The organism is Faecalibacterium sp. AM43-5AT (assembly GCF_003603345.1).
In the GTDB taxonomy this organism is placed as follows: Bacteria; Bacillota; Clostridia; order Oscillospirales; family Ruminococcaceae; genus Faecalibacterium; species Faecalibacterium taiwanense.
Genome location: NZ_QVGZ01000002.1, coordinates 1 through 12,264, shown reverse-complemented (window position 1 = coordinate 12,264; position 12,264 = coordinate 1). Strand labels below are relative to the sequence as shown.

Annotated in this window: 18 protein-coding genes and 1 pseudogene; 17 read left to right on the top strand and 2 right to left on the bottom strand. The window is 49.6% G+C overall.

The features are described 5' to 3' along the window. From DW937_RS03930 to mobQ, 10 genes are all read left to right on the top strand, one after another. Window positions 1-726: HAMP domain-containing sensor histidine kinase (locus DW937_RS03930; RefSeq protein WP_243111421.1), on the top strand; the 726-nt coding region annotated here is incomplete at its 5' end. 135 nt (window positions 727-861) lie between these two features. Continuing rightward, window positions 862-1,788, top strand: coding sequence for an ABC transporter ATP-binding protein (locus tag DW937_RS03925; protein ID WP_002594743.1), 927 nt, complete (start codon window positions 862-864; stop codon window positions 1,786-1,788). Then, window positions 1,781-2,575 carry an ABC transporter permease gene (locus DW937_RS03920; protein WP_002596320.1) on the top strand — a complete coding sequence of 265 codons (795 nt, stop codon included), beginning with the start codon at window positions 1,781-1,783 and terminating at the stop codon, window positions 2,573-2,575. Before DW937_RS03925 ends, DW937_RS03920 begins: the two co-directional genes overlap by 8 nt. A gap of 12 nt (window positions 2,576-2,587) precedes the next feature. Beyond that, window positions 2,588-3,403 carry an ABC transporter permease gene (locus DW937_RS03915; RefSeq protein ID WP_002596321.1) on the top strand — a complete coding sequence of 272 codons (816 nt, stop codon included), beginning with the start codon at window positions 2,588-2,590 and terminating at the stop codon, window positions 3,401-3,403. 5 nt (window positions 3,404-3,408) lie between these two features. Continuing rightward, the gene (locus DW937_RS03910; RefSeq protein ID WP_038259777.1) at window positions 3,409-3,870 is read left to right on the top strand and encodes a hypothetical protein; all 462 of its coding nucleotides are present in this window, start codon (window positions 3,409-3,411) and stop codon (window positions 3,868-3,870) included. A gap of 453 nt (window positions 3,871-4,323) precedes the next feature. Then, window positions 4,324-4,737, top strand: coding sequence for a sigma factor-like helix-turn-helix DNA-binding protein (locus DW937_RS03905; protein ID WP_035394329.1), 414 nt, complete (start codon window positions 4,324-4,326; stop codon window positions 4,735-4,737). 103 nt (window positions 4,738-4,840) lie between these two features. Then, a complete protein-coding gene (locus DW937_RS03900; RefSeq protein ID WP_005933558.1) occupies window positions 4,841-5,293 on the top strand; it encodes a hypothetical protein in 453 nt (150 codons plus the stop codon). A 10-nt stretch (window positions 5,294-5,303) separates the two neighbouring features. Continuing rightward, complete coding sequence (locus DW937_RS03895; RefSeq protein ID WP_035394327.1) at window positions 5,304-5,765, top strand: sigma factor-like helix-turn-helix DNA-binding protein; 462 nt, start codon at window positions 5,304-5,306, stop codon at window positions 5,763-5,765. Window positions 5,766-5,793: 28 nt separating this feature from the next. Then, complete coding sequence (locus DW937_RS03890) at window positions 5,794-6,084, top strand: DUF3847 domain-containing protein (protein WP_118722154.1); 291 nt, start codon at window positions 5,794-5,796, stop codon at window positions 6,082-6,084. Between the two features lie 186 nt (window positions 6,085-6,270). Beyond that, window positions 6,271-7,716, top strand: a complete 1,446-nt coding sequence (gene mobQ / locus DW937_RS03885; protein WP_120120196.1) for a MobQ family relaxase — start codon at window positions 6,271-6,273, stop codon at window positions 7,714-7,716. Window positions 7,717-7,823: 107 nt separating this feature from the next. Here mobQ and DW937_RS03880 read toward each other — a convergent pair whose 3' ends face one another. Both DW937_RS03880 and DW937_RS03875 read right to left on the bottom strand, forming a co-directional pair. Continuing rightward, window positions 7,824-8,114 carry a type II toxin-antitoxin system YafQ family toxin gene (locus DW937_RS03880; protein WP_002596328.1) on the bottom strand — a complete coding sequence of 97 codons (291 nt, stop codon included), beginning with the start codon at window positions 8,112-8,114 and terminating at the stop codon, window positions 7,824-7,826. Then, window positions 8,111-8,389 (bottom strand): type II toxin-antitoxin system RelB/DinJ family antitoxin, encoded by a 279-nt coding sequence (locus DW937_RS03875; RefSeq protein WP_005924829.1) that lies wholly within the window; start codon window positions 8,387-8,389, stop codon window positions 8,111-8,113. The genes DW937_RS03880 and DW937_RS03875 overlap by 4 nt, the downstream gene beginning before the upstream one ends. A gap of 126 nt (window positions 8,390-8,515) precedes the next feature. Between DW937_RS03875 and DW937_RS03870 the strand changes: the two genes are divergently transcribed. From DW937_RS03870 to DW937_RS15150, 7 genes and pseudogenes are all read left to right on the top strand, one after another. Next, window positions 8,516-8,914 (top strand): cysteine-rich VLP domain-containing protein, encoded by a 399-nt coding sequence (locus DW937_RS03870; RefSeq protein WP_005933550.1) that lies wholly within the window; start codon window positions 8,516-8,518, stop codon window positions 8,912-8,914. Window positions 8,915-9,027: 113 nt separating this feature from the next. After that, complete coding sequence (locus DW937_RS03865) at window positions 9,028-9,777, top strand: phage replisome organizer N-terminal domain-containing protein (protein WP_005933547.1); 750 nt, start codon at window positions 9,028-9,030, stop codon at window positions 9,775-9,777. Continuing rightward, complete coding sequence (locus DW937_RS03860) at window positions 9,774-10,637, top strand: ATP-binding protein (protein WP_005933545.1); 864 nt, start codon at window positions 9,774-9,776, stop codon at window positions 10,635-10,637. Before DW937_RS03865 ends, DW937_RS03860 begins: the two co-directional genes overlap by 4 nt. A gap of 43 nt (window positions 10,638-10,680) precedes the next feature. After that, window positions 10,681-10,875 carry a transposon-encoded TnpW family protein gene (locus DW937_RS03855; protein WP_005933543.1) on the top strand — a complete coding sequence of 65 codons (195 nt, stop codon included), beginning with the start codon at window positions 10,681-10,683 and terminating at the stop codon, window positions 10,873-10,875. Between the two features lie 77 nt (window positions 10,876-10,952). After that, window positions 10,953-11,318: a hypothetical protein gene (locus DW937_RS03850; RefSeq protein ID WP_014080225.1), complete on the top strand. Its 366-nt coding sequence runs from the start codon at window positions 10,953-10,955 to the stop codon at window positions 11,316-11,318. Window positions 11,319-11,411: 93 nt separating this feature from the next. Then, window positions 11,412-11,990, top strand: a pseudogene (locus tag DW937_RS03845) (TraM recognition domain-containing protein); the annotation flags it as partial. 101 nt (window positions 11,991-12,091) lie between these two features. After that, window positions 12,092-12,264 (top strand): DUF6061 family protein (locus DW937_RS15150; protein ID WP_165852879.1); only part of this gene is annotated, 173 nt, incomplete at its 3' end.

Sequence of the window (12,264 nt, the reverse complement as noted above, 5' to 3'; positions counted from 1 at the left end):
AATGAGATTGTTGTGTCCTATGAAAGCAGACTTTCAACTGTACGGCAGACAGAAGAAACCAACCGCCAGCTTATGACGAGCCTTTCCCATGATGTTCGGACACCCCTTACCACTCTGATTGGGTATCTTGACGCTGCACACAAAGGACTGGTCACAGGAAAAGACCGGGATGATTATATTGAAACCGCCCGACGGAAAGCCCATGATCTGAAAGAATATATTGATGTGCTCTTTGACTGGTTCAAGTTAAATTCCAATGAGTTTGCTTTGGAAATCCAGAGCGTTGAGGCCGCAGAGCTGACAAGAAATATCCTGATTGACTGGATACCGATTTTTGAGGATAAACAGGTTGATTATGACATTGATATTCCCGAACAGCCTGTCCGGGTAAGATTGGATATGGACAGCTATATGAGGATCGTCAACAATCTCATTCAAAATGTAATCGCTCACAGCCATGCAGACAAAATCAAAATTGTCCTGTCAAAGAAGGAAAATAACATGGAGCTGCTGCTGGCGGATAATGGAGTAGGAATTGAGAAAGACGATTTGAAACACATATTTGAACGGCTTTATAAGTGTGATAAAGGACGCTCCGAAAAAGGAAGCGGACTTGGTCTTTCTATTGTCCATCAGCTTGTAGAAAAGATGGGTGGAAGCATAACAGTTGAAAGCTTTCCGGGAGAAGGAACTGAATTTATGTTGCTTTTTCCTTTGGAGATTTAAGCGGGTTCCCGTCTTTATGGCGGGAACCTTTGTCATTTTTGCCGGATTTCAAATTGCAAGGTTAATGCAAGGTTGCGGCAAGGTTAATGCAAGGTTGGCGTGATAGAATACCTTACAGAACAGGAGGTTTTGAATATGGATACAAATTACATCATTGAAACAAAAAATCTGACGAAGCAATATGGCTCACAAAAGAGTGTGGCTGACTTAAATATCCATGTGAAGCGTGGGAGAATTTATGGTCTGCTGGGCAGAAACGGAGCCGGAAAAACCACTACCATGAAAATGCTGTTGGGCTTAACGAAGCCGACTTCCGGGGAGGTCAAAATCTGGGGGAAACCCTTGCAGGGGAATGAAAAGAAATTGCTGCCCCGTATTGGTAGCTTGATTGAGTCTCCCGGCTTTTATCCCAATCTGACCGGCACAGAGAACCTGCGTATCTTTGCTACCCTGCGGGGCGTACCAAACAATCATGCCATCAAAGATGCTCTGGATCTGGTAGGACTGCCTTACAAAGATAAAAAGCTCTTTTCACAGTATTCTCTTGGTATGAAGCAGCGGCTTGCCATCGCCCTTGCCGTTATGCACGATCCAGAACTTTTAATTTTGGATGAGCCGATCAACGGTCTCGATCCTATCGGTATTGCAGAAGTACGCTCCTTTATTCGGGAGCTTTGCGACGCAAGAGGAAAAACCATTTTGATTTCCAGTCACATTCTTTCGGAGATTTCCTTGCTGGCTGACGATATTGGAATTATCGACCACGGCGCATTGCTGGAAGAAGAAAGCCTTGCTGAACTGGAGCAAAAAAGCAGTAAGCATATCCGGTTTACACTCTCTGATACTGCACAGGCGGCAAGAATTTTGGAACGCAATTTCCATGAAAACCATTTTTCCATACAGGACGACCACAATCTGCGCCTGCACAACCTTGATCTGCCTGTGGGGAAAATTGTAACTGCCTTTGTAGAAAACGGATTGGAGGTATCGGAGGCGCATACTTGTGAAGAAAGTCTTGAAGATTACTTCAAGCGTGTGACAGGGGGCGAAGGAATTGCTTAAACTAATCAAATGCGAATTTTTGAAATTAAAACGGAAGCCCTTGGTATTTATTTCTCTGCTGCTTTCTGTTTTCATGCCATTGGCTTATGCTTTCTTTCTGGCAGATGTAAACACTGATGTGGATGCTGTAAATGGAGTGATGTCCAGCCTGTTCCAGCTCAGTGCTTATTTGCTTTTGATGCCGCTCCTTGTGATACTGGCTTCCAATCTGCTGTTTGAGGAGCTGGACAATGACACACTAAAAAACCTTGTTACCATACCGATAAACAGAACCAAGTTGGTGCTGTCCAAGATGCTGGTTTTGCTATTGTTTGCCGTTGGCTTTATGGCAGTTGGAGGATTGGTAAATCTTGCGGTTTTGCTGTTTCAGGGCTGGGAGCCGGTTGGGTTTTGGACCTTGTTTGGCGTTGGGATAGAAGAAGGGCTGATTATGTGGGTAGGCGCACTTCCATGTATCCTGCTCGTTGTTCTTCTTAATAAAAACTATATCGTGTCGGTCGTGATTACCTTTTTCTATACGACTGCAAATTATATCCTTTCGATGAGCGATGCGTTCCTCACACAGCCTTTTGGTTTGAATATCGGAACCCTGTTTCCGGGACCGCTGGCTTTCCGCTGGACCTTCCAATTTTATGACCAAAGCCAGACCAGTGCGGAATTGGCAGACTTGTTGGAACGGATCAGTCCGTATTTTCTGAATGGTGTTCAGGTGTTCGGTGTGATTGTTGGGGAAGCCGTTGTATTTCTTGCGCTGATTGCGTTGGTTTACCGGCGCCAGGAAATCTAAGGGGGTGTAATTATGTGGAATTTATTAAAAGCAGAATTGCTCAAGCTACGCCGGTGCCAAATACTTTGGGTGGGGCTGGTGGCGCTTGCACTCTGTCCGTTGGTGCAATATGGGAGCCAGCTGATTGTGGAGGCGGAGTACCGAAATCCAAACTATGATTTTTCCACTCTGTTTGAGAATGTTGTCTGGGGCAATACGCAGATGTTTTTTCCGATTTCACTGGTGATGATTGGCAGCTGGCTGATTGACAGAGAATCCACCCATGATACGCTGAAAAACATCATGACAATTCCTGTTTCCATGCCGAAAATGCTGGGAGCTAAGCTCTTTTGGGTCGGGATTTTTGCAGTCCTGCTGGGAATATACAGCGTTGGCGTTACCTTGATTACTGGATTGACGGTTGGATTATCGGGACTGACAGTGGAAGTGTTTTTTCATGGAGGTACACAGATCGTGTTGGCAGCTCTGACGACCTATTTGGTCTGTATGCCGCTGATCTTGATTTTTGGGCAGATCCGAGGGGCATATCTGGGAGGTTCCATTCTGGCGTTTTTCCTTGGATATAGCATGCTGTTCTTCAAAGGCGGTATCCTTGCCAGCATCTATCCGTTTTCTGCTGCGCTGATTTTAGTGGGCTTTGACATGAGTGGATATGCCGGAACAACCACAGCCCCGAATCCTTTGCTGGCAGTCATTGGGGTTGGCATCATGGTTCTCTGGGCGGTGCTGTTGTTACTGATGTCCAGTAACAAAAAAGAAATAAAATCCCGTAAACAGGCAAATTCCAAGGGAAAAGGAAAGCGTGCTGTACGCAGGAAAGGAAGGTGATACCTGTGAAGAAAATAGTTCTATCATTATGCTTGATACTGTTGGGCGCTTCTGTGCTTTCCGGTTGTACAAAAGATGAAGTTCTCGATCAGTATAACAATATTGTTCAGTCTGCTGGTTCCATAGCACTTACCGGAAATTCATCCTTACAAGGTACGAAAGAAAAAGGAATTGATGATTATACAGGAAGCTATACAGCCAACTATGAGGATTTTTCAGATACAGAGTATTTGTTCGGCGGAACTTCCATAAAGCGTGAAGCGGGTAAGGATCTGTCTATTGACTGCGCGCTGGAGGTTACGGATGGAACTGCAAAAGTATTTTGGATTTCTGGAGCTGATGAAGAAGTCACTTTGCTTGAAACAACCGGAACATATAGTGATACAATTACACTCCCTGAAGGTGGAAACTATATCGGCATTGAATGTGAAAATTTCACTGGAAGCATTGAATTGAATATGGAGTAACATTCTGCCGGACGACGGCAAAAGAAAAAAAGCCGTCGTAAAGCAGACACATTTCCACGCGCCTATGAAGCGGTGGCTTTGATTTCAGAGCCGCCGTTTCTTTTCGTTTATCCTAAACCAACGACGACCTAACACCGTGTAAATCCACGGCGGCACATAGGAGGATGCCGCCGTGTCTATGTTTGCCTTTTTTCACAGTACCCATGACCTGCACCAGCTAAAAAAAGCCTGTTCCCAGCAGCGGAGCAATGCGGTCAGAAGTATGCACTATACCATGTAATTAAACAGCAAAATATATTCCATGACGCTCGTATGGCTTTATGCCGTCCGGGCGCTTTTTTGTCCCTATGGAGCCGGAACATCGGGTCAGCATGGCCCGAACTTTATCCCCGGTGCCGCGCCCCACCACCCCATTCAGATTTTCCCAAAAAAGTCTGAATGGAGGAAGGACAGATGGAAGTTACCATCAATTATAACGGACAAGCTGTGGCCGTGGAGGTCACGCTGGAAGTCTATGAATTTCTTGATCGGGCAGATCACAAAACGGAGAACCTGTTCCATGAACAGCGGCGGCATTGGGATGGCCGGGAGTTTGACGAGTACATCATTACCACCGAGGGTGTAGGAGCCTACGGCGAAACGCCGGAAGAATACCTTTGCCGCATGGAAACGCTACATGAGCTGATGGCAGTTCTGGACACCTGTACCGAGGCCCAGCGCCGCCGGTTCCTGCTCTATGCGCTTGACGGGCTGAGCCTTGCAGAGATCGGTGTGCTGTGCGGCTGCTCCAAAGTGGCTGTGTATCAAAGTGTGGAGGCGGTCAGAAAAAAATTTATAAATTTCTTTGAGAGCAGGCTTAACGAATGACCTGTTTTCTGGCTACCAAGTGAAAGGGATCATTTCCCTTATCTCAGCGAGGGGCGGACAGCGGACGAGCTGCCCGCCTCTCCGATTTTCAGGAGGTAAGCCTATGAAAACAATCAATCTGCGGTGGATGTATCCCCACTACCGGCATGACGAGTTTGTGGATGTTACGGACGAGGTATGGGCAGCGATGTATCAGGCCCAGCGGGAGATGGAGAACTATGAGCGTCGGAAAGTCTACCACCGCGCCTACTACTCTCTGGAGGCATACAGCTGGCTGGAAAATTACGCACTGGAACACAGCAGATCGCCGGAAGATATTTTGCTGGAACGAGAAGAAATGACCACCCGCCTGCACCTGATAGCAGCTCTGCCGGTGGCTCTGGCTCATGCCACTCCGACACAGGCCCGCCGTGTTCACGCCTACTACATTGCCGGTATCAAGCAGCCGGAAATCTCCCGGAGAGAGGGCGTCCACAGCAGCAAGGTCAGCGTTTCCATCCGTCGGGGTCTGCGGAATATGCGCCGCTGCTATGATGACCTTTTTCAAACAGAGTGAGGGCGTGCCTATGCAGACCATCAATCTCAAACAATATTATCCATTTTGCAAAGAGGACATTTTTGTGGAGGTGTCCGATGAGATCGTCGAAGCGTTTCTTCTGGATAAGAGAGCCGAGGCCGCCAGAGAACGCAAGATGTTCCGGTATAAGGCGTTTTACTCCCTCGATTGTAACGATGGAATCGAAAATGCTGCAATCGGCTGGGCGCAGCCATCGCCGGAGGATCATCTGATAGAAAAAGAAGAATTAGCCGAATACGAAGAACTGATACGGCGATTGTATGAAGCCATTTCTTCCCTGCCGCCTATGCAGGCTCGCCGTGTCCACGCCCGCTATATGCTGGGTATGAAAGTGAAAGATATTGCCGCAATGGAGGGTATCACACCATCACAGGCGGGAAAATCCATCCACGCTGCACTGCGGAGGCTGCGCCGGTACTTTGCGCGTCAGAAATGGACGGTCAATCTATAAGCGTTTCCAAAGAAAAGAGGTGCATGACATGAACGAAAAAATTACAGCCCAACCCCCAAAAGAAGAACGGCAGGAAGTCCTGAAGGAGATCCGGCAGCTTGAAAACCGCAAGAAGATTTTGGAGAACAAGCAACGAAACGAAGAACGCAGGGTTCGCACCCGCCGCCTGATTGAGCGCGGAGCCATTTTGGAGGGGATTTTCCCGCTGGCTTCCAGCCTTTCCGGCACAGAGGTCAAAGCATTTCTGATTGCCCTGTCCTATCTTCCGGGGGCTGCGGAATTGACTGCAAACCTGCCAAAATCCGGGGATATGCCATAAGTCCCTTGTTTACAAGGGCGCACTTATACACCGTTGCCGGTGCTGTGCGCCCTGCCGGGGGCGTTGCGTACTTCGTCCGCGATGGGAAGCTACGCTCCCCAAACCCCTTGTGTGCTCTGCGCAGCCAAACACCCGCTTTGCGTTTGTCCGGCTCCACAGAGCCTGTTATCCCCTCACTGAAAGGAGGTGTTCCCCATAGATTTCTGTCATATCCCCGTCAGTATCATCAAGCGCAGCGCAGGCCGTTCAGCCGTTGCCGCAGCTGCTTACCGCAGTGGAACCAAGCTGACAAATGAATGGGACGGAATGATCCACGACTACACCCGGAAAGGCGGCATTGTCCATGCGGAGATCATGCTGCCTGCCCACGCCCCGCCGGAATTTGCAGACCGTTCTATCCTCTGGAACAGCGTGGAGCAAATCGAGAAAGCAAGAGACAGACAGCTTGCCCGCGAGATTGAGGCAGCTTTACCCCGTGAACTGTCCGGCGAACAACAGCTTGCCCTTGTGCGTGCCTATGTGAAGGACAACTTTGTAGACAAAGGAATGTGCGCCGACTTTGCTATCCATGACAAGGGAACCGGCAACCCTCATGTCCATATCATGCTGACGCTCCGGCCGTTGAAAGAAAATGGACAGTGGGGCGCAAAGTGCCGCAAGGCATACGATCTGGACGAGAATGGACAGCGTATCCCGGATGGGAAAGGCGGCTGGAAAAATCATCGGGAGGATACGACCGACTGGAACGATAAAGGAAATGTGGAGATTTGGCGGGCAGCGTGGGCAGCCTACACCAACCGGGCACTGGAATCTGCCGGTAGACCGGAGCGTATTGACCACCGCAGCTACAAGCGGCAGGGCATTGATAAAATTCCCTCTGTCCATCTGGGGCCAGCTGCCAGCCAAATGGAAAAGCGCGGTATCCGCACCGACAAGGGGGAAGTAAACCGACAGATCGTCGCCGACAACAAGCTGCTGAAAGAAATCAAAGCTCGCATTACCCGTCTTTATCGCTGGTCGAAAGCGGAAGCGGAAAAACCACAAACGCAGCAAAGCAGCTTGACCGCCTTGTGGGAAGCCCAACAGCAGTTGAACGCTCCCCGCACCCGCACCGGCAAAATCCGGGCTTTGCAGGAAAGCGCTGCACTATTCAGCTTTTTGCAGGTAAACGGCATCCAGTCTATGCAGCAGCTTCATGAAAAAATCGCTGATATGAACAGCTGTTACTATGACCTGCGGGGAAAGATCGTCAAGGCTGAGCGCCGGATCGCCATTCTTACCGAACGCGGGGAGATGTGGGAACAGTACAACCAGTACAAGTCCATCCACAAGCAGCTTGCCAAAGTAAAACCGGAAAAACGGGAACAGTTTGAGCAGCGCCACAGCCGGGAACTGATCCTGTATGATGCAGCAGCCCGGTATCTGAAAGAACTGAAAGACAGCGGCGAGGGGATCACCCCGAAGGCATGGCAGCGGGAAATCGACCAGCTGGCCGCCGGAAAGCAGACGGACACGCTTGCCATGAAATCCATGCGGGAGGAGTTGAAAGCAGTGGAACGGCTCCGCAAAACCGCCGAGCAGCTGTCCCGACAGGAAAGGGACAAGTCTCACGACCGTGGGCCGGAGCGGTAAAGGCTACCGCGTTTTGGCGTACCCCTGTCAAGTGCGTCGCGTTTCACGACATACTTTTGCATACAGAAAAACCGCCGTACAGGTTTCCCCATACGGCGGCAGACTGTTTATTTGCCGAACAAGTCGCTGTGTGTGCCGGTGCGGGCCAGCGTCAGCACCAGAACATCATCCTCTATGCGATAGACAAGCAGCCAGTCCGGGAGAATATGACATTCCCGATGACCTGCCCAATCGCCGGACAGGTCATGGTCACGGTTCTTATCCGGCAGCGGTTCGCCCATTGCCAGCAATGCTACGACCTGCTCCAGCAGCTCAATCTTCAAGCCACGCTTGATGGCTCGTTTGTAGTCCTTTTTGAAACTGGTCGTGTACTTGACGGTATATTTGGTTTCTTTCATCTTTTCAGGTCAGCAAATAACTCGTCAAGGTCATTGTAGCCCTTTACAGACGGGTCTTTTGCAATCCTTTCCGCTTCCAGCATGGCAGCAACCGTTTCTTTGTTCGGCTGTTCCAGCCTTACTTCAAAGGGAATGCCGCCTTCACGAAGCGACTGGCGCACAAAGATGTTAAACGCCGTAGTCAGGTTCATGCCAAGTTCCGTAAACAGTGCGTCCGCCTGCGCTTTCAAATCTGCGTCCATGCGGATACTGATGTTTGTGGTATTTCCAGCCATACGATCAACCCCTTTCTGCTGGCAATTATAGTATATGCCATTTGCACGAAGAAAACAATACTTTGCACGAATATTTAACAATAAATTCATTCAAGGAGGTTACCTGCTTTATGAAAGAAATCATTTATGAAGAACAACAAGACTGAACCTATCCCTGTCATGGATTACCGCCAGTACCGCAGAGCGCGGAAACTGGTGCATGAGTGCTGCAACTACATTGCCGGAAACTGTATCGCCCTGGACGATGGGGAGGAATGTATCTGTGTCCAGTCCATTTCCTACTCCCTGTTGTGCAGGTGGTTTCGGGCGGCGGTATTGCCGCAGGATAAGGAACTGGAAACGGCGCTGTTCCACCGGCTGAATGCTAAGAAATGCGCCGTATGCGGGGCGCTGTTTACCCCCGGTTCTAACCGGGCTAAATACTGCCCGGAATGTGCCGCACGCATGAAGCGGATTAACGCCGCAAAGCGCAAGCGGAAACAACGGGAGAAATGTCACGCTTTAGGGGCTGAAAAACCCTTGTAAATCAAGGCTTTTTTTGAGGGTGTCAAAGGCAGTCTGATAGATTTATCCTCTGACCCCTAAAATAGCCTTAAAATGCGTACAGAATCCCAAAAGAACCCCTAAGGAGGAACCCTATGTCAGACAATCGAAAATATTATTACCTGAAACTCAAAGAAAACTATTTTGATGATGATTCCATCGTGCTGCTGGAAAGTATGCAGGACGGTGTGCTGTATTCCAACATTCTGCTCAAGCTGTACCTGAAATCGCTGAAACATGGCGGGCGGCTCCAGCTTGACGAGGACATCCCTTACACAGCGCAGATGATCGCTACCATTACCCGCCAGCAGATCGGCACTGTGGAGAGAGCCTTGCAGATCTTTTTGAAGCTGGGTCTTGTGGAAGTGCTGGACAGCGGCACATTCTACATGAGCAACATCGAACTTTTAATAGGCCAGTCCTCTACCGAGGCCGAGCGAAAGCGGGCTGCAAGGCTTCAAAATAAGGCTCTTTCTGCGCTCCGGACAAGTGGCGGACATTTGTCCGACATTCGTCCACCAGAGATAGAGATAGAGTTAGAGAAAGAGATAGAGATAAAGAGAGAGATAGAGAAGGTACGCCCTGAAACGGGGCACCCTTCCCACACCTATGGCCGTTACCAGAATGTTTTCCTGACGGATGAAGAACTGGCAGACTTGCAGGTCAGCTTTCCTGCTGTATGGGAACAGTACATCGAAAAGCTGTCCGAGTACATGGCTTCTACTGGCAAGCGTTATCAGAGCCATGCAGCGACCATCCGGCGTTGGGCCGGTGAGGACGCTAAAAAAACGGTCACACCCTCACGCAACCGGGATTACAGCGTAAAGGAGGATGAAACTGTATGATTGAGATTACCGCAGAAATCCGGGCATTCATCGACAAGGCAGCTGCCGGTGTGGAATTGGCTGAGGACGAGTATATAGACCCGTCAGACGGGCTCATTCACTGTAAGAAATGCGGCGGCCAGAGGCAGACCGTTGTGCCATGCTTCGGGAAATCCGGCTACTTTATGCCGCACTGCATCTGCCAGTGCCAGCGGGAGGCTGAGGAGCAGCGCAAGGCTGCTGAAGAACGGCAGCGCCGCATGGAGCGTATCAAACGCCGAAAGGCACAGGGCCTGCAAGACCGTTATCTGTACGACTACACATTTTCCAATGATAACAGGCAAAACCCATTGATGGACAAGGCTCATGCCTATGTGGAGAACTGGAAAGAGGCATATAAGAGCAATATCGGGCTTTTACTGTTTGGAGATGTGGGAACCGGCAAGTCTTTTTTCGCCGGATGTATTGCCAACGCTCTACTTGACCAGGATGTGCCGGTGCTGATGACGAACTTCCCCACCATTCTGAACCGCCTGACAGGGATGTTCTCTGAGGACAGGTCAGAGTTTATTGCCAGCTTTGACGAATATGACCTGCTTATCATTGACGATCTGGGTGTAGAGCGCAGTACCGAATATGCTATGGAGCAGATGTTTTTCGTCATCGACAGCCGCTATCGCAGCCGAAGACCCATGATTATCACAACAAACTTGAAACTGTCCGAGCTGAAAAATCCGCCTGATCTGGCCCACGCCCGTATCTATGACCGTATTTTGGAACGGTGTGCGCCGATCCTCTTTGACGGGAAGAATTTCCGGGAAGAAAATGCCGGTGTCACCCGACAGGCAGCAAAAGACATTGTAAACAGTAAGCACGATTGATTTTTTACCGGGCGGCACAGACCCGTTCGGAGAAAGGAGCGCTATGAACAAAGAACCCCGTACTATGCAGATGGCAGACGCCGCTGCTGCGGCCAGAGCGCCGGAAAACACGCCAGCGATGGTAAAGAAAATCGGCAAGACGACCTACAAGGTTCATGTCCATTTCAGCAATACCAGCACAGAAACCATGAGCGATAAAATCAAGCGTATGCTCAAAAATGAAATTCAGCAGATGTGACAGACTGATAAACTAAGCCGCCTTGTGCTAAACTGATGATGGTACGCACCAAAATTTTTGTCAAGGAGGACATGAAAATGCTTTACACAGAAAAAGAGAAACATGAAATTGAGCGAGTAAAGGAAGTCTTTGCGGAACATCTGCGGCAAAGCCCTGATTTTGAATTGCTCTGGTCGGACAAGGTGGGCTATGTCTGGCTGACGATTGGCGTAAATCCAGTCTATGTGGATACCGGTATCAGGATAGAATCTGCCGCCGATCTCTGCGGCAAGTGTTTGGATGATGTTGCTACGGATGTTTTATATATGACTGGCAACGATCATGCACTGGAAGCAGCCGACCCGCTGGAGTTAGCCGAAATCAAGCGGCTCTGGGAGCCATATATCAACCAGCTGCCAGACTATGCGTATCTCTGCAAAGACCTGCTGAACGGAAAAATGTAATCTGTTAAATGAGGTGTCAGGAGCCATACAGTGCTTCTGGCACCTTTTGTGAGTTTTCTGTGAATTTGATTAAAAAGTCCTTGACAATTTGTCTCTGGCAAGACCGCTAAGTCGATTCTTATTTCCTGTGGTGCCAGGTTAGCCCCATTTGACATTGCGGAGCTGCGTGACCTGATGGCCTACGATGAAATGGAACTGGATTTGCTGGGGGACCGCCGCACAGCCTTGTTTGTTATCATTTCCGATACGGACGATACGTTCAATTTCGTGGTGTCCATTATGTACACCCAGCTTTTCAATCTGCTTTGTGACCGTGCAGACGATCAATGCGGAGGTCAGCTAAAGTATCATGTGCGGCTGCTGCTCGATGAGTTTGCGAACATCGGTCTGATCCCAAAGTTTGATAAGCTGATCGCCACCATCCGCAGCCGTGAGATCTCGGCATCCATCATCCTGCAGTCGCAGAGCCAGCTGAAAACCATCTACAAGGATGCCGCAGAAACCATCATCGGCAACTGCGACACCATGCTGTTCCTCGGCGGCAAGGAAAGTTCGACGCTCAAAGAAATTTCCGAAACGCTGGGAAAAGAAACAATCGACCTATATAACACATCCGACACACGCGGCCAAAGCCCTTCCTTTGGTACAACCTACCAAAAGACTGGCAAGGATGTGCCATAATTACTCGTGATGAATTCAGTTGCCCTAAATTCACACGAGCAGGGACACGACCAACTGGATTCGAACAACGAATACATACAGGAGGTTTTCGCATGAACAAACTGCTTTCCTGCCGCTACAATATGGACACCAACCGGGTGGAAGCCCGGTTCACTGATGGCTCTGCCGTTGCGATTGAATGCATCGCCGTGGAGGACGAATACGGTAACTCCCCGGCACAGCGGGCAGAACTGGACTGGCTACTATACAACAAGCCCTTGGAGTA

Coding starts and splice junctions, on each gene's coding strand:
- DW937_RS03925 (WP_002594743.1), top strand. CDS start 862: ATGGATACAAATTACATCATTGAAACAAAAAATCTGACGAAGCAATAT.
- DW937_RS03915 (WP_002596321.1), top strand. CDS start 2,588: ATGTGGAATTTATTAAAAGCAGAATTGCTCAAGCTACGCCGGTGCCAA.
- DW937_RS03905 (WP_035394329.1), top strand. CDS start 4,324: ATGGAAGTTACCATCAATTATAACGGACAAGCTGTGGCCGTGGAGGTC.
- DW937_RS03900 (WP_005933558.1), top strand. CDS start 4,841: ATGAAAACAATCAATCTGCGGTGGATGTATCCCCACTACCGGCATGAC.
- DW937_RS03895 (WP_035394327.1), top strand. CDS start 5,304: ATGCAGACCATCAATCTCAAACAATATTATCCATTTTGCAAAGAGGAC.
- DW937_RS03890 (WP_118722154.1), top strand. CDS start 5,794: ATGAACGAAAAAATTACAGCCCAACCCCCAAAAGAAGAACGGCAGGAA.
- DW937_RS03880 (WP_002596328.1), bottom strand. CDS start 8,114: ATGAAAGAAACCAAATATACCGTCAAGTACACGACCAGTTTCAAAAAG.
- DW937_RS03875 (WP_005924829.1), bottom strand. CDS start 8,389: ATGGCTGGAAATACCACAAACATCAGTATCCGCATGGACGCAGATTTG.
- DW937_RS03870 (WP_005933550.1), top strand. CDS start 8,516: ATGAAGAACAACAAGACTGAACCTATCCCTGTCATGGATTACCGCCAG.
- DW937_RS03865 (WP_005933547.1), top strand. CDS start 9,028: ATGTCAGACAATCGAAAATATTATTACCTGAAACTCAAAGAAAACTAT.
- DW937_RS03860 (WP_005933545.1), top strand. CDS start 9,774: ATGATTGAGATTACCGCAGAAATCCGGGCATTCATCGACAAGGCAGCT.
- DW937_RS03855 (WP_005933543.1), top strand. CDS start 10,681: ATGAACAAAGAACCCCGTACTATGCAGATGGCAGACGCCGCTGCTGCG.
- DW937_RS03850 (WP_014080225.1), top strand. CDS start 10,953: ATGCTTTACACAGAAAAAGAGAAACATGAAATTGAGCGAGTAAAGGAA.